Raw genomic sequence first — 18,624 nt, forward strand, 5'->3', positions numbered from 1 at the left:
GACATCATCGGCCGGCCTCCGGGCGAGCACGGCGGGCGGGAAGGGCGGGCGGCGCGCCGGCGGACTCGCGGCGCAGCGGACGGGTCAGCGGCAGCAGCGCGAGCCATCCGGTGAGGCCGAGCACGAGCAGCGCGATCACGGCGGCGAGCGCGAGCGCCACCGGGCCGAGGGCGCCGGGCGGGGGCAGCACGTCCCAGCCGTCGGCGAACGCGGGCACGGCGATGCGCGCGATCGGCCGGGCGAGCAGGGCGGCGATCAGCCCACCGGCCAGGCCGGCGACGATCAGAGAGGCGATTCCCGCGTACGCGGTGACGACCGCGACCGGCCCGGCCAGGCCCTGCACCCGTAGCGCCCGCAGTTGCTCGAGCCGGAACCGCCGGTCCACGGTGCCGGCCACCGCGAGCGCCGCGGCCCCGAGCAGCAGCACGACCAGCCCCGCGACCAGCGAGAAGCGCGTGACCACTGCGGGCGCCTGGTCGGCCAGCCCGGCGGCCCGTTCCCCGATCGACTCGTCGGCGGCGACGGTCAGCCCCTCACGCTCGAGCGCCGCCACGATTCCCTCCCTCGCGTCGTCGGCCAGCCACACCTGGAACCTTCCAGGGGGAACCCCGTCGCCGATGATCCGCCGGGTCGCGTCGAGATCGGTGAGCACGCCCTGCCGCCCGACCACCGGCAGCCCCGAGGCGCCACCGACGACCCGGACCGGCGTGGGTTCCCGCCCGAACGCGAGCAACGTGGGCTCCCCGAACTGCCAGTGCGGCGGCGCGGGCCCGGCCAGCACGACGGGCAGTGGCAGCTCGGTGTCCACCGCATAGGCCGCGGTGCCCGGCTGTCCCGGCCCGGCGGCGGTCGACAGGGTCAGCACCCCGCCGGCGGCGGCCAGATCGAGGGCCGTTCCCGAGCTGCCCGACCGCCAGAGCGCGATGTCACCGAGCCGGGCCCGGTCGAGGATCACCGCGGGCGGGCCGGCCTGCTCGAGCCCGCGCACCGAGACCGACGTCCCCGGCGGCAGCGACCCGACCCGCCCGGCCGGATCGGCCGTCCCGGTCAGATCCCACCGCAGCAGGCGGCACCCCGGCGCCACCGCACAGCCGGGAGCGGACGCCCGCAGGGTCTGCTCCCCCGCCGCGAGCCGCCCGAACCGCACCGGCACGGGCGCGCCGCTCCCCTCGTGCTGCAACGTCAGCGTGAGCTCGGCCGCCCGCGACCCCGAATACCGAACCCGCACCGCCAGCCCACCCCCGGTCACCGCCGGAAAGGCGGACGGACCACCCGAGGCGGACGCGGCGCCATCCGAGGCGGGGGCGGCACCACCCGAGGCCGGCCCGGCACCACCCGAGGCAGGCCCGGCACCACCCGAGGCCGGCCCGGCACCACCCGAGGCAGGCCCGGCACCACCCGAGGCCGGCCCGGGATCGGGCGGGGAGGGCGCAGGGGCGGGGAGGGCGCCGACCGGGCCGTACTCCGGACGCCAGCGGGCGACGGCGGCCAGGCGGGAGGCATCGACGGCGAGGATCGGCGGGCTCGTGCTGGTGTCGACGACGGCGGCCATCGCCTGGCGGCCGGACGGGTCGGCGCGGCGGACGGCGCCCAGCAGGGCCGTGCGGTTGGGGGCCTGGACGGTCAGGACGCGGGACGCGCCCAGCTCGGCGGCGGCGCGCTGGAGCCGGGCCGTGCGCTCGCCGGCGTAGCCGCCGACGGCGGTCGTGAAGACGGCCACCGCGACCACGATCAGGGCGAAGACGCGGTCGCTGCCGGGCTGGCGGGACACCTGCACGGCGGTCAGGCCCAGGCGCAGGCGGCCGGTGCGGACGGCGGCGCCACCGCCGCGGTCGGCCAGGCGGCCGAGCAGGCGGGCCAGCAGCAGAGCCACGGCGAGGGCGACCAGGGCGGGGGCGGCCAGCGCGAGCCCGCCGACGGCCGCGCCGGCCCGGGCCTGGTAGATCGCGGCGACGGCCACGGTGAGCAGCAGCAGGTCGGCCAGGCCGCCGCGCCAGTCGCCGCGGCCGCCGGTGATCTCGCGGAGCAGCTCGGCGACGGGACGGCGCAGCGCGGCCGCCTCGATCAGGGCGAGCACGGCCAGGCCGCCGACCAGCACGGCGGCGGCCGCCGCGACCGAGAGCACGAGCGCGTCGTGCCGGTCGGCCGCCCGCTCGACCCGCCCGGCCAGGAGCTGGGCCAGCAGGTAGCCGAGCGGCACGCCGGCCAGCGCGCCGAGGGTGAGCGGCACCAGGTGCTGCCCCCAGGCCAGCCGGAGCATCGCGCCCCGGCCGCTGCCACGCAGCTTGAGCAGGGCCGTGTCGCCGCGCCGGTCGCGGCCCGTGTAGTGGCCGGCCAGCCCGATCGCGAACCAGGCCAGAACCAGCACCTGCAGCACCGCGACGAACACGCCGCGGTCGATCGCCTGCCGGTCGCGGGCGATCGCGGTCAGCAGCGGGCCGGTCGAGTTGACCAGGAGCAGCTGGGCGGCGCTGAGGTCCCGATGGGCGGCCCGCAGCACGCCGCCCAGGTCATAGCCGTCGTCGCCGCGAACCAGCCGGTCGGGGACCTGCACGTCGTACGTGATCGTGGGTGATGTCAGCCCCGCGGACCGGAACGTGCCGACCGGGGTGAAGGCCGGGTCGAGACCGCCCCCGGCCTGGAACAGCGGGTTGCTCCAATAGGCGCCGCCCGGATCGTCCAGCGCGTAGGTCGCCACGACCCGCAGCACCAGCGGCTTCGCGTCGGGCGCCGTGCGCAGCTCGAGCCGGCCGCCGGGGCCGAGGCCGAGGGTCTGTGCCGCGTTGACGCTGATCGCCGCCTCGCCCGCCGCCTCGGGGCAGCGGCCGGCCAGCCGCAGGTGGTCGCAGAGCCCGTCGCGGTAGGCGATCGCCATCGAGGGCGTGTCGGAGCCGCGCGTGATGATCAGCGGCAGCACCAGCCCGCTGATCGGGTCGGTGGCCGGCAGCGGGAGCAGCCCGCGCGTGTCGGCCGCGAACTGGTCGATCGCGCCCTGCGGGTCGCCCCGGGTGTCGACCATCTTGCGGATCGAGAGGGTGCGGTCGCCGGCCGGGGCGCCCGCGACGTCGGCGGCCGCCGCCCGGGCGCCGCCGGCCGCGGCGAACCACGGACCGGCCGCGGCCACGGCGGCGGCCAGCGCGGTGAGGATCAGGACCGTGAGCACCTGCGCACGGCGGGTGCGGACGGCGCCCCAGACCAGTGCGAACATGCCACACCTCCCCCGCGGAAGTTTCCCGGGAGGTTACGCCGGATCGGCGCGCGGCGGGCACCCCTGTGGACAGAGCGCCTCAGACCGTCGTGATCATGCCGCCGTCGATCGTCACCTCGGCCCCCGTGACGTTGCCGGAACGCTCACTGGCCAGCAGCAACACCAGGTCGGCGACCTCCTCGGGCCGGGTGAAGCGCCCGGTGACCATGGCCGCCTTGGCGCCCGCCTCGACGTCGGCCGGGTCGATGCCCTGCGCGGCGCCCACGGTCGCGGCCACCCCGTTGCCGCCGAGCCACAGGTCGGTGGCGACCGGGCCGGGCGCGACCGTGTTGACCCGGATCCCGCGCCCGCCGAACTCCTTCGACAGCGACTTGGCGAAGTTGGTGAGCGCCGCCTTGGCCGCCGAGTAGTCGATCACCAGCGGGTCGGCGAGCCGGGCGTTGACCGAGCCGGTGTTCACGATCGCGCCGCCACCGCCGGCGAGCATGATCGGCAGCGCCGCGCGGACCGCGCGGACCGCGGACATCACGTTGAGGTTCCAGGTGGCGGCCCACATGTCGTCGGTGACCTCGAGGAAGCCCTGCGGCCGCGGCGGCGCGATGCCGACGTTGTTGACCAGCACGTCGATCCGGTCGCCGGCGGCGGCCACGAGCGCGGCCGGCCCCGCCTGGTCGGCCAGGTCGACCTCGACCGCGGTGACCCCGTCCAGCTTCGCCAGCTCGGGCGTGATGCGACGGGAGCCGGCGATCACCGTCGCGCCCTCGTCCACGAAGCCGCGCACGATGGCCAGGCCGATGCCCTTGCCCGCGCCGGTGACCACTACCCGTTTGCCCGCCAGACCAAGATTCATGAGTGAACCTTAATCACTTCCGCGTGACGGTCATGCGCGACTTCACCGCGCCGTTGTTGCGGTCGGTCCCGCTGACGACCAGCGTCCCGGTCTTCGTCTTGGCCGGCGTGACCGAAAGTGCGGCGGTCCCGTTCGCGCCGACCGTGGCCGAGCCCAGCGTCACCGTCTTGCTCCCGTAGGTCTCCTGGACGGTGAGCTTCGTGCCGGGCTTGAGGTTCGCGCCCTTGACGGCGATCTTCGAGCCGGCCGACGCGCTGATGGTGCCGGCCGGGTATTTCGCCGCGGCGCGCACGGTCACCGGCGCCGAGAGCCCCGCCGGTCCGATGGAACGGACGGTGTAGGTGTACGTGACGCCGGCCGCGACCTTGTCGGTGAAGCCGACCGTGGTCGAGGAGACCGTCGCCAGCAGCGTCGAGCCGCGGTAGACGCGGTATCCGGTGAGCGGCCGGGCGGTCGTTCCGGTGACCTTGGTCCAGCTCAGCCTCACCGCGCCGGCGGCGGAGGTCGCGGTCAGCCGGGAGGGCGCGGCGGGAGCGGAGAGCGCCGGCGTGGTCGGCGTGGGAGTGGGCTTCGGGGCCGTGGTGGTCGGAGCCGCGGAGGTGGGCGCGGTGGTCGGAGCCCCGGAGGTGGGCGCGGTGGTCGGAGCAGTGCTGGGAGGGGCGGTCGGGGTCACCGTGGGCGCGGGCGTGGCGCCAAAATCAACACCGGTGATCAGCCGGTACGGGTTGAGCAGCCCCGCCCCGAAGTAGGCATCCCACCCGGCGGCGCCGAGGTCGGTTGCCGACGTCTTGAGCGCGGCCGTCACCTGGGCCGGCGTCGCCGACGGGTGCGCGGCCCGGTACAGGGCGGCGGCCCCCGACACGTGTGGCGTCGCCATCGACGTGCCGGACATGGAGGCGTACGACCCGGTCTTGGCATCGAAGCTGAGGATCGAGACCCCGGGCGCCGCGATCGTGGCCGTGCCGCTGTGGTTGGAGAACGAGGCGATCGCGTTCGTCCGGTCGGTCGCGGTCACGCAGATCGACCCCGGCGAGGCGCCCGGCCACATCTTGGCGTTGTCCTGCGCGCCGTTGTTCCCGGCCGCCGCCACCACCGTGACGCCGTGGTCGGTGGCGTACTGGATCGCCGTGTCGTACGACGCCGAGTAGCCCCCGCCGAGCGACATGCTGAGCACGGTCGCGCCGTGGTCGACGGCCCAGACGATGCCCTGCGCCGTCGTGGTGCTGTTGCCGCTGCCGGTGGCGTCGAGGACGCGTACCGGCATGATCTGCACGCCCGACGCGACGCCCTCCACCCCGACGCCGTTGTCGCCCACCGCGCCGATCGTCCCGGCCACGTGCGTGCCGTGCTCGTGCGGGTCGACGCAGCCGTTGCCGCCCGAGCTGGTGGTGTAGGCGTCGTTCGCGAAGTCGGCGCCCAGGTCGCAGCGGATCTGGCCCGGGTTCCAGTCGGCCATGCCGGCGTTCACGCCGGAGTCGATGACGGCCACGATCTGCCCGCTCAGCGCCGAGAGGTACGGCTTCACGTCGTCCACGTGCAGCGTGTCCATGTCCCACTCGGCGCCGCGGTACGTGTCGTTGCTGGTCGCCGCCTCGACGGAGACCGGCTGCTCGAAGGCGTGCCCGATCGACCCGGGCAGCGAGTCGGCGATCCGCACCTCGTCGGCCACCGTCCGCCCCTGGACCGGGACGAAGTCGATGCTGCCGTCGGCCCCGATGACCTGCGCGACGGTGCCGGCGGTGGCGCCGGCCGGCGACGTGGCGGCGGCCAGCGCGGGCGCGGCGGCGCCGAGCGACCCGGCGAGCACGGCGGAGACGACGGCGAGGTGGCGCAGACCGGAACTCATGCCGTGCCGCATCGGCGGCGGGCGCGCCGACTCAAGGAGAAATCGCCGGATTTTCGCGCTTGGTATGCCCCGGACGTGGTAGGCACCAGCGGTTTGCCGTCGATGTTTGGCATGCTGTGCCGGGCAGGCATGGGCGGGCGATGATCGGGGAAAGCACGGGCGATGAGCGAGGACGTGCGGCAGGTGTTCGCCGGGGGTGGTGATGTCGGCAGCGACCTGGAAACCGTGGTGTGGGAGGCGACCCCGCTGGGCCCACCGGGCGGCTGGCCGCAGAGCCTGCGCACCGCGGTCAGCATCCTGTTGTCCTCGCGCTTCTCGATGTGGATGGCGTGGGGCCCGCAGCTCACCTTCTTCTGCAACGCCGCCTACCGGCGCGACACGCTGGGCCGCAAGTACCCGTGGGCGCTGGGCCGGCCGGCGAGCCAGGTGTGGGCCGAGATCTGGGGCGACATCGGTCCCCGCATCGAGTCGGTGCTGGCCACCGGCGAGGCGACCTGGGACGAGGCGCTGCTGCTGTTCCTCGAGCGGTCCGGTTACCCCGAGGAGACGTACCACACGTTCTCCTACAGCCCGCTGCGCGACGACGACGGCGCGGTCGTGGGCTTCCTGTGCGTGGTCAGCGAGGAGACCGACCGGGTGATCGGCGAGCGGCGGATGGCGACGCTGCGCGACCTCGGCTCCGACCCCAGCGCGATCCGCACCGAGCAGCAGGTGCTGGCGTTCGCCGGGGCTCAGCTCGCCCGCAACCCGCGCGACCTGCCGTTCACGCTGACCTACCTGTTCGACGGAGACGGCGGCGGCGCGCGGCTCGCCGGCTCGACCGGCATCGCGGCGGGGCACCCGGCCGGCGACCCGGCGCGCTGGCTGCCGCAGGCGCCGAGGGGCGGCGAGTCGGTGCTGGTGCCGCTCGACGGCATCGCCGACCTGCCGGCCGGGGACTGGCCCGACCCGCCGACCCAGGCGCTGCTGGTGCCGCTGCTGCGCCAGGGCGACTCCCCGTACGGCTTCACGGTGGCCGCGCTGAACCGATACCGGGCCCTGGACGAGGGCTATCGCGGCTTCGTCGAGCTGGCCGCCGGGCACGTCGCGGCCGGCATCGGCAGCGCCCGTGGCTACGAGGCCCAGCAGCGCCGGGCCGAGGAGCTGACCGAGCTCGACCGGGCGAAGACCGCGTTCTTCTCGAACATCAGCCACGAGTTCCGCACCCCGCTCACCCTGATCATGGGCCCGGTCGAGGAGCTGCGCACCCGGGCCTCGATCGGCGACGACTGGGTGCGCGCCGAGCTCGACGTCATCCACCGCAACGGGCTGCGGCTGGGCAAGCTGGTCAACACGCTGCTCGACTTCTCCCGCATCGAGGCCGGGCGCATGCAGGCCCGCTACGAGCCGGTCGACCTGTCCACCGCCACCGCGGAGCTGGCCAGCGTGTTCCGCTCGGCGGTCGAGCGGGCCGGGCTGACCTTCGAGGTCGACTGCCCGCCGCTGGACGAGCCGGTGTACCTCGACCGCGGGATGTGGGAGAAGATCGTCCTCAACCTGCTCAGCAACGCGCTGAAGTTCACCTTCGCCGGGAGTGTCCGGATCGGCGTACGGGCCGGGGATGCGCACGCCGTCGTGACGGTGACCGACACCGGGATCGGCATTCCCGGGCCGGAGATGCCCCGCCTCTTCGAGCGGTTCCACCGCATCGAGAACGCGCGGTCCCGCTCGAACGAGGGCAGCGGCATCGGCCTGGCCCTGGTCAAGGAGCTGGTCGAGCTGCACGGCGGCACGATCACCGCGGACAGCGTGGCCGGCGTGGGCACCACGTTCGTCATCCGGGTGCCGTTCGGGATCGGGCACCTGCCGGCCGGGACGCTGGTGTCGGCCGGCGGCGCCGGCGCCGTGTCGGCGACCGCCGACCCCTACGTGCAGGAGGCCCTGCGCTGGGCCGGGCAGGACGACGAGGCGCCGACCGAGACCGTGAACGGCCGCGCCGCCCGCACACCGGCCCGGCTGCTGGTCGCCGACGACAACGCCGACATGCGCGACTACCTGACCCGGCTGCTGCGCTCGGCCGGCCACGACGTGCAGGCGGTGGCCGACGGCCAGGCCGCGCTCGACGCCGCCCGCATCCGCAAGCCCGACCTCATCGTCAGCGACGTGATGATGCCGGTGCTGGACGGCCTTCAGCTGGTCGCGGCGGTGCGCGCCGACCCGCGGACGGCCGGCACCCCGGTGCTGCTGCTGTCGGCGCGGGCGGGGCAGGAGGCCTCGATCGAGGGCCTCGAGGCGGGCGCCGACGACTATCTGGTCAAGCCGTTCTCCTCGGCCGAGCTGCTGGCCCGGGTGCAGGCCAACGTGGAGCTGTCCCGCCTGCGCTACCACCACGCGCGGTGGCGCACGGCGCTGATCGACTCGCTCCAGGAGGCGTTCTTCGTCTGCGACGAGGACGGCTCGGTCATCGAGATCAACTCGACCTTCACCGACATCCTCGGCTACGGGCCGGAGGGATTGCCGTACGCGCCGGTCCACCCCTGGTGGCCGGACCAGCGGGCCGACCCCGACGGCTACCGGCAGGTCGTCGCCGCCTTCGACCTGCTCCGGACCCAGCAGCGGGGCTCGTACACGGTCCCGCTTCTGCACCGCGACGGGCACGTGTTGTGGGCGGCGGCGTCCTTCAACCAGGTCGCCGACCCGGACACCGGCCGCAACGTCATCGTCGGCACGTTCCGCGACGTCACCGCCGAGCACTACGCCGTCCAGCGCGACAGCGCCCTCGCCGCGCTGAGCGTGCGCCTCGCCCAGGCCGAGAGCCTCACCGGCGCGATGCGCAGCGTGCTGGCCGAGCTGGCCGGGCTGTGGCAGGCGACGAAGGTGTACGCGGCGGTGTTCGGCGGCTCGGACGTGCCCGCCCTGCTCACCACCGAGCCCGAGCAGTCCTGGAACGACCTCGACGAGCCGCGCCGCCGGGCGCTGGACTGGCTGCGGGACGCGCCGCTGCTCGCCCCGGTGGCCGAGCAGACCGGCGGGGCCGGGGTGGCGCTCGAGCATCCGGACGGGACGATGGCGCTGCGCGTCGAGCTGGCCGAGAACCGTCCGTTCACCGAGCAGGACCGCACCCTGCTCGCGCTGCTGGCCGGCCACCTGGCGCAGGGCCTGCACCGGATTCACCAGATCGACCAGCAGCGGGAGACCGCGCTCGCGCTCCAGCGGGCCATCCTCGGCCCGGCCCAGCTGCCGATCGGCTTCGCGGTCCGGTACGCGCCCGCGACCCGCCCGCTGAAGGTCGGCGGCGACTGGTACGACACCGTCGCGCTCGCCGACGGGCGGATCGGCATCGTGGTCGGCGACTGCGTCGGGCACGGGCTCCAGGCCGCCACCGTCATGGGCCAGCTGCGCAGCGCGTGCCGGGCCCTGCTGCTGCAGAACCCCGAGCCGGCGCGGACCCTGGCCGCGCTCGACCGGTTCGCCGCGCAGCTGCCCGGCGCGATGTGCGCGACCGTCTTCTGTGGCGTGCTCGACCCGGCGACGGGCGACCTCGCGTACTCCAGCGCCGGGCATCCGCCGGCCGTGGTCAGCCGCGCCGACGGCACCATCGACCTGCTCGACCAGGGCCGGTCCCGGCCGCTCGGGGTCCGCTCGGTCACCGACCGGCCCGACGCCCGCTACACCGTGCCGCCCCGGGCGACCCTGCTGCTCTACACCGACGGGCTGGTCGAGCGCCGCCGGCAGCCGCTGACCGCCGGCATCGACCGGGTCGCCGCCGCCGTCCAGCAGGGACGGTCCGCCACGCTCGAGGACCTGGCCACCGACGTGATGGCCGGCATGGCGCCGGACGGCGGCTTCGACGACGACGTGGCCCTGCTGCTGTACCGCCAGCCCGGCCCGCTCGAGCTGGACTTCGACGCCGAGCCGAGCCGGCTCGCCACCGTGCGCTCGTCGCTGCGCGGCTGGCTGGCCCGCTGCGGCATCGACACCACCACGACCCAGAACGTTCTGGTCGCGGCCGGCGAGGCGTGCGCCAACGCGATCGAGCACGGGCACCGCAACGTCACCCGCGGCCGGATCCGCCTGGTCGCCGCGGCCACCGCCGGCAGCCTGCGCCTGACCGTCTCGGACAGCGGCGGCTGGAAGACCCCGCAGCCGGAGGCCAACCCGCACCGGGGCCGCGGCCTCATGCTGATGCGGGCGCTGATGACCGAGGTGACCATCACGACCGGCGCCGCCGGCACCATCGTCGACCTGCACACGAGGATTCCGGGATGAGCACTGCGCTGACTCTCGCCACCGATCGCCGCAAGGACGGCACCATCGTCCTGGTCGCCGTGGGCGAGATCGACATGAGCAACGCCGAGACCTTCGGCGACGCCCTGAACGAGGCCGGCCGGGCGAGCGAGGGCCCGTTCGTGGTCGACCTCACCCAGGTGGAGTACATCGACAGCGCCGGGCTGGCCGCGCTGTTCCCGCACGTCGAAAACCTGCGGCTGCTCGCGACGCCGCTGCTGAGCCCGGTCCTGACCATCGCCGGGATGGACGACCTCACCACGATCCAGCGCTGATTCGATCGCCGTCTAAAATAGACGGGGACGGATGCCCTTTTCCGTTCTTGTTCCTTCTGCGTTCAACCGCCCGCCGCTTCCTGCGATGTACATCTATTCCTACGGTTCGTAGGAGGGGCGGCGCATGGAGACTGTCCGGGCTATCCGGGCGCGCGGGGTCACGAAGAGTTTCGGCGAGGTCGTGGCGCTCGACGGCGTCGACCTGGACGTCGCCCAGGGCCAGATCCACGGCCTGGTCGGCCCCAACGGCGCCGGGAAGACCACGCTGCTCGGCCTGATGCTGGGCCTGGCCGTCGCCGACGGCGGCAGCCTCGAGATCCTCGGCACGCCGGTCCGCCGGGCGCTGGACGCCCCGGACGGCGTCGCCGGCTTCGTCGACGGTCCCGGCCTCTACCCGTCGCTCACCGCCCGGCAGAACCTCGCGGCGCTGGCCGGCCTGCGCGGCCGCGACGGGCGCACCGCCGACATCGGCGACGTGCTCGGCGAGGTCGGGCTCACCGACGTCGCCGACGACCGGGTGCACGGCTTCTCGCTCGGCATGCGGCAGCGGCTCGGCCTCGCCGCCGCCCTGCTCACCCGGCCCCGCCTGCTGGTGCTGGACGAGCCGTCGAACGGCCTCGACCCGACCGGCAAGCGGCACGTGCACCGGGTGCTCACCGGGCTCGCGGCCGGGGGCGCGACCGTGGTGCTCTCCAGCCACCGGATGGACGACGTCGAGGCGCTCTGCTCCGAGGTCACCATCCTCGCCACCGGGCGGGTCGCCTTCTCCGGGCCGCCGGCCAAGCTGGCCGCCGAGAACCGCGCCCTCGACTACCGCCTGGTCACCTCCGACCCGGCCGCCGCCCGGGCGCTGGCCCTGCGGATCGCCGGGGTGACGGTCGCCGACGGAGACCCGCTGGTCGTACAGGCGCTGGTTCCGGCCCTCGACGAGCTGGTCGCCGGCCTGATTCGCGACGGGATCGCCGTACGCGAGCTCACGCCCGTGGTGTCGCCGCTGGAGGCGGCGTTCCTGGCCCTCACGGAGACCTCGTCATGACCACGACCCTCGAACGCCCGGCCGTCGCCGCCCGGCCCGTGTCGGTGCCCCGCGGCTACCGCTTCGAGCTGGTGAAGCTGTTCGCGCAATGGCGGATCCGGCTGCTGATCCTGGCCTGCTGGCTCGGGCCCGGCCTGTTCGTCGCCGCCGTGAGCCTGCAGAGCACGCTGCCGGTCGACACCCTGTTCGGCCGCTGGATGCACGCCACCGGCTGGGCCGCGCCGCTGGTGATGCTCGGCTTCGCCGGCCTCTACGCGCTGCCACTGCTGACCTCGCTGGTGGCCGGCGACATCTTCGCCGCCGAGGACCGGCTCGGCACCTGGCGGCATCTGCTGGTGGCGGTCCGCTCACCCCGGCGCATCTTCGTCTCCAAGGCGCTGGCCAGCCTCACCGTCATCCTGCTGCTGGTGGCCGGGCTGCTCGTCTCGAGCGCGATCGGCGGCCTCCTGGCGGTCGGCGACCGGCCGCTGACCGGCCTGGACGGACATCTGCTGAGCGCCGGCGACGCGGCGGCGCGGGTGGTGCTCGCCTGGGTCTGCGCGCTGGCGCCGACCCTGGCCCTGGCCGCGATCGGCCTGCTCGGCTCCGTGATGCTCGGCCGCTCGCCGATGGGCCTGCTGCTGCCCGCGCTGGTCGCGCTCGCCCTCCAGCTGGCCCAGATGCTGCCGCTGCCGGTCGCCGTGCGCCTGGCCCTGCCCGGCTACGCGTTCCTCTCCTGGACCGGGCTGTTCACCGGACCGGCCCAGACCGGACCGCTGCTGATCGGCGTCGGCGTGAGCCTGCTCTGGGCGGTGGTCGCGACCGGCCTGGCCTATCTGCTGTTCGTGCGGCGCGACTTCACCGACCTCGCGTACGACGGATCCGGCCGCCGCGCCCTCCGCTACGGCGTGCTGCCGCTGGTCGTCCTGCTCGCCGTCTCGGCCGGGGCGATCGCCGTCACCACCGGCGCGACCGGATCGGGCATCGAGCAGGACAAGGTGCAGCGCTCGGTCGCCACCGCGTTCGCCCACCTCTACCGCATCCAGACCGGGGAACTGAACCGCCCCGACGTCACCGAGGAGCAGCTCCAGGCCACGGCCGAGTGCACCAAAGGCGGCGGCAAGCTCGACCCCGAGGGCGCCGGCAACGACTGGCGCTGCGTCGTCTCCTGGCGCCTGCCCGGGGTGGACGCCGCCGGACAGGCCATCTACCAGCTCGACCTCACCCCCGACGGCCGCTACATGGCCGACGGCGACGGGCCGAAAGAAGTCAACGGCTATTTCCTGGTGCACACCCCGTCCGGGGACGCACCGAACCCGCTCTGGCAGTTCGACGGCAATGTCGATCTGCTGCACCACTGAGCCGAAGGGACAGCTCTCCATGCAGGTAACACGCCGTCGACGCGCTCGCGTCGGGCGCCGGACATCTCTGCTCACCGTGGGCACGACCGTTCTCGTGGTCGTCGCCGGCGGGGGCATCGCGTCCGCACAGACGCATCAGTTCGGCACCGATCAGGTCGGCCAGGTCACCCACCGGGGCCAGGTCGTCTCCGCCGACCAGTACATCGACCCCATCGGCACCCGCCTCGTCATCAACAACGGCAAGATCATGTCGTCGTCGGTCAGCCCCGACGGCACCCACCTCGCGGCCGCCGTGGCCGACGGCGGGATGGCGCTGGCCATCGTGGACCTCAAGTCGTGGAAGGTCCAGCAGCTGGTCGGCAACAACGCCAAGGCCGACCTGAAGATCAGCGGCAACGATGTCGGCCAGGAGGGTCCCGCCTACTCCCCCGACGGCTCGCAGCTGTGGCTCGGCCAGGCCGACGGCTACCGCAGGTTCACCGTCAACGCCGACGGCAGCCTCGCCGACCCGGTGTTCGTGCCGATCGCGGCCGACGGCGCCAAGCGGGCGCTCGTGGCCCAGGCCGTCTTCTCGGCCGACGGCGCGACCGTCTACTCGGCGGTGAACGGCCAGAACAAGGTCGTCGCCATCGACGCGGCCACCGGCGCCATCACCCGGACCTGGGCCGTCGGCAACGCGCCGCGGGACATCGCGATGGTCGGCCACCGGCTCTACGTCAGCAACGAGGGCGGCCGCACCGCGCAGGCCGGCGACACGACCATCAACTCGTACAACACCCCGGTGCCGGCCGACCCGGTGACCGCGTCGACGACCACCGGCACGGTCAGCGTCATCGACGTGGCGAACCCGTCGGCGGCCGTGCAGAGCATCAAGGTGGGCCTGCACCCGACCGCCGTGTACGCGGCGCGCGGCGCCGTCTTCGTCACGAACACGGCCACCAACGACGTGTCGGTCATCGACACCAACCGCAACAAGGTCGTCCAGACGATCGCCACCCGGCCCTGGCCCGAGGCGTCGGTCGGCTACGAGCCGGACGCGGTGACGCTCACCGGCGACGGGCACCTGCTGGTGTCGCTCGGCCGGGCCAACGCGATCGCGGTCTACCGCTACTTCAGCCCGCAGTTCCCGGTCAGCTACATCGGCCTGCTGCCGGCCGACTACTTCCCGGCCGAGCTCGCCACGGTCGGCAAGGACATCCTGGTCTCCAACACGCGGGGCATCGACGCCCGCCGGCCGACCACGGCCGCCGGGCACGGCACCCACGACACCACTTCCAGCGTCGTGAAGTTCACGCTGCCGAGCGACCGGGTCATCCGGGAGTCGACCGGCAAGGTGTTCGCGCAGAACGGCTGGACGCCCGGCTCGGTCACCTACGGATCGCGCCACACCAAGGCGACCCCGGTCCCGGCACGGCTCGGCGACCCGTCGACGATCAAGCACGTCTTCCTGGTCGTCAAGGAGAACCGCACCTACGACCAGATGTTCGGCGACATCGCGAGCGGCAACGGCGACCCGGCCCTGGCCGAGTACGGCGAGAACGTGACGCCCAACAACCACGCGCTGGTGCAGCAGTTCGGGCTCTACGACAACACGTACGACATCGGCACCAACTCGGCCGAGGGGCACAACTGGCTGATGCAGGCCGACGACCCCGAGTACACCGAGTCCTCGGCCGGTGAGTACCTGCGCAGCTACGACACCGAGGACGACGCGCTCGGCCACCAGAAGTCCGGCTTCATCTGGACCGGCGCCCAGGCGGCCGGCAAGACCGTCCGCGACTTCGGCGAGTTCCACCAGTTCCTCACCAAGCCGGCGGGCGCGACCTGGCAGAACCTCTACTGCGACAGCAAGAACATGACGACCGGGGCGGAAACGGCGTACCCGCTGGTCTCCTCCTCGCCGATCCCGTCGCTGAACGCGGTCTCGGTGCCCGGCTTCCCGAAGTTCGACACCGACGTGCCGGACCTCTACCGGTACGAGATCTGGAAGAAGGACTTCCTCAAGAACGGCCCCGCGAACCTGAACATGTTCTGGTTCTCCAGCGACCACACCGGCGGCCCGCCGAACGGCGCCGCTCAGGTCGCCGACAACGACCTCGCGGTCGGCAAGCTGGTCGACACCATCTCGCACAGCAAGTACTGGAAGGACTCCGCGATCTTCGTGGTCGAGGACGACTCCCAGGCGGGCCTCGACCACATCGACGGCCACCGGGCGCCGATCCAGATCATCAGCCCGTACGCCAAGCGCGGTGTCGTGGACAACCACTACTACTCGCAGATCACCATGGTCCGTACGATCGAGCAGATCCTCGGCGTGCACCCGATGAACCAGAAGGACAGCGCGGCCACCCCGATGACGGCGGCGTTCACCGCGAAGCCGAACTACACGCCGTTCACGGCGCTGGCCAACCGGACCTCGCTGACCGCCGGCCTCACCACCCTGCCGGCCTGCGGGGCCGACGTCCCGGCCGCGCAGGACCCGACGGCCGCCGCCGCACCCACCGGCGTCGTGCCGGCGGACAAGAAGCAGATCGCGGCGCAGTGGGACGCGTGGCGGGTGCAGCAGCGGCTGACCGGCCCGACCGCGAAGGCCGACTTCGCGAACCCGGCCCAGATGAACCACTTCTCCTGGTACCAGTCGCACGACTGGAAGAAGCCCTATCCGGGCGAGTCGGCGATCGTCGCCCCGGCGCAGGTGCCGGGCGCGCTCGTCCCGGCGGCCGAGTCGGACTGACCCGGTGAACGATGGCCCCGGCGCAGGCCGGGGCCATCCACCGTTTTCAGGCTCGCTTCAGGGCCGCGTCAGAGCCGGGCGCAACCCTGTCGATATGTCGAGAACAGCCGCACGACTCCTGGCCGTCGCCCTCGGCGCGGCCACCACCCTGTTCGCGGTCGCCCTGGCCGATCCGGCGCAGGCGGCCGACACGACGACCATCACGGCCGTCGCCGACAGCGGCTTCGCCGCCACCGCCGGCGAGGACCTCCCGCGCACCATCACCTGCCGCATCTCGACCGGCGCGCCCTACGCCGCCCCGGACGGCGCCGGCTACCCCATCGTCGTGGCCACCGGCGTCACCCACTGCACCAACCGGGTCGCCGAGATCGCCCAGACCCACACCCTCTACTGGGGCGGCATCGTCGAGTCCCAGCCCTACCTGGCCCACTGGGACACCAGCGAGGTCGACACCTACCCGCAGGGCCCGTGCGCCGCCGGCCCGTGGCTCTCATCGGCCGAGGCGTGGGTCTACTTCCCGGCGGGCTACTACCCGCCCGTCGGCCTCATCCACATCTCCGCCCAGTCCTCGGTGACCACCGACCAGTGCGCCGCCATCCTCAACGGCGGAGGCGGAGGCGGCGGCGGCGGTGGTGGTGGCGGTGGTGGCGGTGGCTGCATCATCACCTGCCCGATCGCCCCCGGCGTGCTGCCCGAGGCCATCCGTCGCTGAGTCGGCGGCCGGCCGGTCACGTCCGGCCGCGGAGGACCGCCACCGCCTCGCCGGTGAGGTCGTCCAGCGGCTGGACGCGGCCGGTCATCGCCAGCACGAGGGCGACCAGCGGGCCCGCCGCCTCGGGGCCGTCGCCGTGCGACCAGTCGGCGTCGGTGGCCCGGAGGTGGACGCCGGCGACGCGGGTCTTGGCGCCGATCAGCATGTTGCTGCCGGCGTAGAAGTCGGCCACCGCGACCAGGTGCTCGGCCGGGTGGTCGCGGTATCCGCCCAGGGCGCGGAACACGTCCTCGCCGTGCACGATCGTCTCGCCCAGCCAGGACGTGGCCGGGCCGGGCGGGCCGGTGCGGGCGTCGACCAGCGTGCGGTAGTCGGCCACCAGATCGGTGTTGCCGCGGCCGTCCGCCACCCGCCGGATGTTGGCCGTGGTCATCGCCTGGAAGTTGAAGCCGCTGGCGATCATCCGGCCGAAGAAGGCCGGCGGGGTCATCCGGGCGGTGGCGACGAGGTGGGCCACCACGTCGCGCACCGACCAGCCGGCGCACAGCGAGGGATGATCCCAGGCGTCCGGCGGAAGTGCGGCCAGGGCGTCGGCCAGCGCGGCCCGTTCGGCGCGGATCGCGTTCCAGGTGTCCGTCACCAGGTCATGATGCCCGTCCGGGCCGGTAGTGGCGGCGACATCACCCGAACAGGGTGGGGCAACCTCAACCGCATGGCGCCGCCGTGGACGCGGGTCAGGTGGCCGGCCGCGGCCAGCCGGGCCAGGTCGCGGCGGGCCGTGGCGGCCGACGTGCCGGTCACCGCGCGGACCTCGGCCACCGTGGCGTACTCCCGGCGCTCCAGCAGCGCCACGATGCGGCGGTGGCGCAGCGCCGGCAAGAGCGTCACGAGATCGGATAGAGCTGGCCGCCGCTGTCGCCGGACACCGCCGGTCCGAAGTCGACCTCGCGGCCGCCGACCGTGAACCGGTAGCGGGACAGCCGCCGAATCTCCGGTCGCGCCGAAAGGTACTCCCGGAGCTGTTCGAGCTCGGCCGCGGTGAGCCAGCTGGGCGGGTCGGAGACGGCCCGGAAGCCGCAGATGTCGGCCAGGTCGCGCAGCCAGCCGAGCTGCTGCGGGGTCAGCAGGTTGAGCTTGCCGCGGAAGTAGACGACGTCCGGGTCGACCTCGACCAGCGGCGACCACCACAGCCGGTGGACGCTGTTGACGACGGCGTTGCGGGCGGTGGCGTCGGACGGGTCGGCCGAGGCGTAGTTGTCCCACATCGGCGCCACGTCGGGACCGCTGCGTAGGCCGTCGAGCAGCCCCAGCGAGGGCAGCAGGATCGCGCCCGAGCCGAGCAGGTAGACGTCGTCGCCGGCGGCCTCGCGCACCAGTTCGAGCGCCGAGCGGTAGACCTCCTCGCCGCCCAGGGCGGCGGCGTTGATGAAGTCCAGCTTGAGATAGCGGAAGCCCCACTCGTGCACGACCGTGCGGATCAGCGCGGCGACGTGCTCGCGGGCCTCGGGCAGCGCGAGGTCGAGCGCGTGATAGGGCCCGCCCCAGTTGTAGCCGGCCACCTCGGGCCGCAGCAGGTCCGGGCGCTCCCGGGCCAGTTCGGAGTGCGGCAGTGCGATGAACGGCGCGAGCCACAGGCCGGGGGTGAAACCGGCGTCGGCGATCCGGCCGGCCAGCGCGTCCATCCCGCTGGGGAACTTCGCGTTCGGCCGCCAGTCGCCGACCGTCTCCTCCCAGCCGTCGTCGATCTGCACGACGTCGAACGGCAGCCCGGCCAGGTCGCCGACGTCCTTGGCGAGCTGGGTCTCGGTGATGTTCTCGTAGTAGGCGTACCAGCTGCACCACACGTTCCCGGCCCGCCGCCGCACGCCACCGAAGCGCTCGGCCAGCAGGTCGGTGTACGAGCGAAAGACAACGTCCTCCTCCCCGTACGCGAGGAACCAGTCCCCGCCCCCCGAGAAGTACCAGCCGGCCAGGGTGTCCCGGTCGGCCGTGAGCCGTGGCGTGTCCCGGCCGAGCGCGCCGAGCAGCAGCGTGCGCCCGTCCTCGCCGCGCAGGGCCGCCACCGCCGAGCCGTGGTGCCGGGCCGGGTCGTCGAACCGCGGGTCGTCGGCGGTGACCATCCGTTCCGGGTTCGGGATGCGCAGCGGCGGCTCGCTCAGCCGCCGCCACCCGCACGGGCTCCACGAGTTCTGGCCGTGGCGATAGAACGAGGCATCGCCGAGCCCGTGCAGGATCGCGACGCGGCCCGGAGGGAGCAGGACGCCGCCGGGTGCGGGCCGCGCTGTCCCGCCGCCGGAGTGCTGGAAGGCGAAGGGACGTCCGTCGAGCTGCACGAGCTCAGCCATGATTCTCCTTGT

12 protein-coding genes are annotated in these 18,624 nt (G+C 73.7%); 6 read left to right on the forward strand and 6 right to left on the reverse strand.

From position 1 onward, the window contains the following. Positions 1-4 precede the first annotated feature (4 nt). The 3 genes from ACZ6TB_RS30315 to ACZ6TB_RS30325 form a co-directional block, all read right to left on the reverse strand. Positions 5-3,208 (reverse strand): FtsX-like permease family protein, encoded by a 3,204-nt coding sequence (locus ACZ6TB_RS30315; protein WP_465559627.1) that lies wholly within the window; start codon positions 3,206-3,208, stop codon positions 5-7. Positions 3,209-3,287: 79 nt separating this feature from the next. Beyond that, entirely contained in the window at positions 3,288-4,058 is a 771-nt protein-coding gene (locus ACZ6TB_RS30320) for an SDR family NAD(P)-dependent oxidoreductase (protein ID WP_465559629.1), read from the reverse strand. Between the two features lie 13 nt (positions 4,059-4,071). Continuing rightward, complete coding sequence (locus ACZ6TB_RS30325; protein WP_465559632.1) at positions 4,072-5,904, reverse strand: S8 family serine peptidase; 1,833 nt, start codon at positions 5,902-5,904, stop codon at positions 4,072-4,074. Positions 5,905-6,066: 162 nt separating this feature from the next. Here ACZ6TB_RS30325 and ACZ6TB_RS30330 point away from each other — a divergent pair, with 162 nt between their 5' ends. From ACZ6TB_RS30330 to ACZ6TB_RS30355, 6 genes are all read left to right on the forward strand, one after another. Beyond that, positions 6,067-10,152 (forward strand): SpoIIE family protein phosphatase, encoded by a 4,086-nt coding sequence (locus tag ACZ6TB_RS30330; protein ID WP_465559634.1) that lies wholly within the window; start codon positions 6,067-6,069, stop codon positions 10,150-10,152. Beyond that, on the forward strand, positions 10,149-10,445 hold the full coding sequence (locus ACZ6TB_RS30335) for an STAS domain-containing protein (protein WP_465559637.1): 297 nt from the start codon (positions 10,149-10,151) through the stop codon (positions 10,443-10,445). Before ACZ6TB_RS30330 ends, ACZ6TB_RS30335 begins: the two co-directional genes overlap by 4 nt. 124 nt (positions 10,446-10,569) lie before the next feature. After that, positions 10,570-11,481: an ABC transporter ATP-binding protein gene (locus ACZ6TB_RS30340; RefSeq protein WP_465559640.1), complete on the forward strand. Its 912-nt coding sequence runs from the start codon at positions 10,570-10,572 to the stop codon at positions 11,479-11,481. Beyond that, the gene (locus tag ACZ6TB_RS30345; RefSeq protein ID WP_465559643.1) at positions 11,478-12,821 is read left to right on the forward strand and encodes an ABC transporter permease; all 1,344 of its coding nucleotides are present in this window, start codon (positions 11,478-11,480) and stop codon (positions 12,819-12,821) included. Before ACZ6TB_RS30340 ends, ACZ6TB_RS30345 begins: the two co-directional genes overlap by 4 nt. A gap of 76 nt (positions 12,822-12,897) precedes the next feature. Then, positions 12,898-15,555: a bifunctional YncE family protein/alkaline phosphatase family protein gene (locus ACZ6TB_RS30350; RefSeq protein WP_465559646.1), complete on the forward strand. Its 2,658-nt coding sequence runs from the start codon at positions 12,898-12,900 to the stop codon at positions 15,553-15,555. A gap of 94 nt (positions 15,556-15,649) precedes the next feature. Beyond that, entirely contained in the window at positions 15,650-16,267 is a 618-nt protein-coding gene (locus tag ACZ6TB_RS30355) for a hypothetical protein (protein ID WP_465559649.1), read from the forward strand. Positions 16,268-16,283: 16 nt separating this feature from the next. Here the strand turns inward: ACZ6TB_RS30355 and ACZ6TB_RS30360 are convergent, their stop codons facing one another. Genes ACZ6TB_RS30360 through ACZ6TB_RS30370 form a run of 3 tightly spaced genes read right to left on the reverse strand, consistent with a single transcriptional unit; the run spans position 16,284 to position 18,612 of the window. Continuing rightward, on the reverse strand, positions 16,284-16,907 hold the full coding sequence (locus ACZ6TB_RS30360) for a maleylpyruvate isomerase family mycothiol-dependent enzyme (RefSeq protein ID WP_465559651.1): 624 nt from the start codon (positions 16,905-16,907) through the stop codon (positions 16,284-16,286). Next, entirely contained in the window at positions 16,904-17,155 is a 252-nt protein-coding gene (locus ACZ6TB_RS30365; protein WP_465559654.1) for a DeoR family transcriptional regulator, read from the reverse strand. Before ACZ6TB_RS30365 ends, ACZ6TB_RS30360 begins: the two co-directional genes overlap by 4 nt. Then, a complete protein-coding gene (locus ACZ6TB_RS30370) occupies positions 17,152-18,612 on the reverse strand; it encodes a glycoside hydrolase family 36 protein (RefSeq protein WP_465559656.1) in 1,461 nt (486 codons plus the stop codon). Before ACZ6TB_RS30370 ends, ACZ6TB_RS30365 begins: the two co-directional genes overlap by 4 nt. Positions 18,613-18,624 lie beyond the last annotated feature (12 nt).

It is taken from the genome of Actinoplanes sp. NPDC051537 (assembly GCF_055586105.1).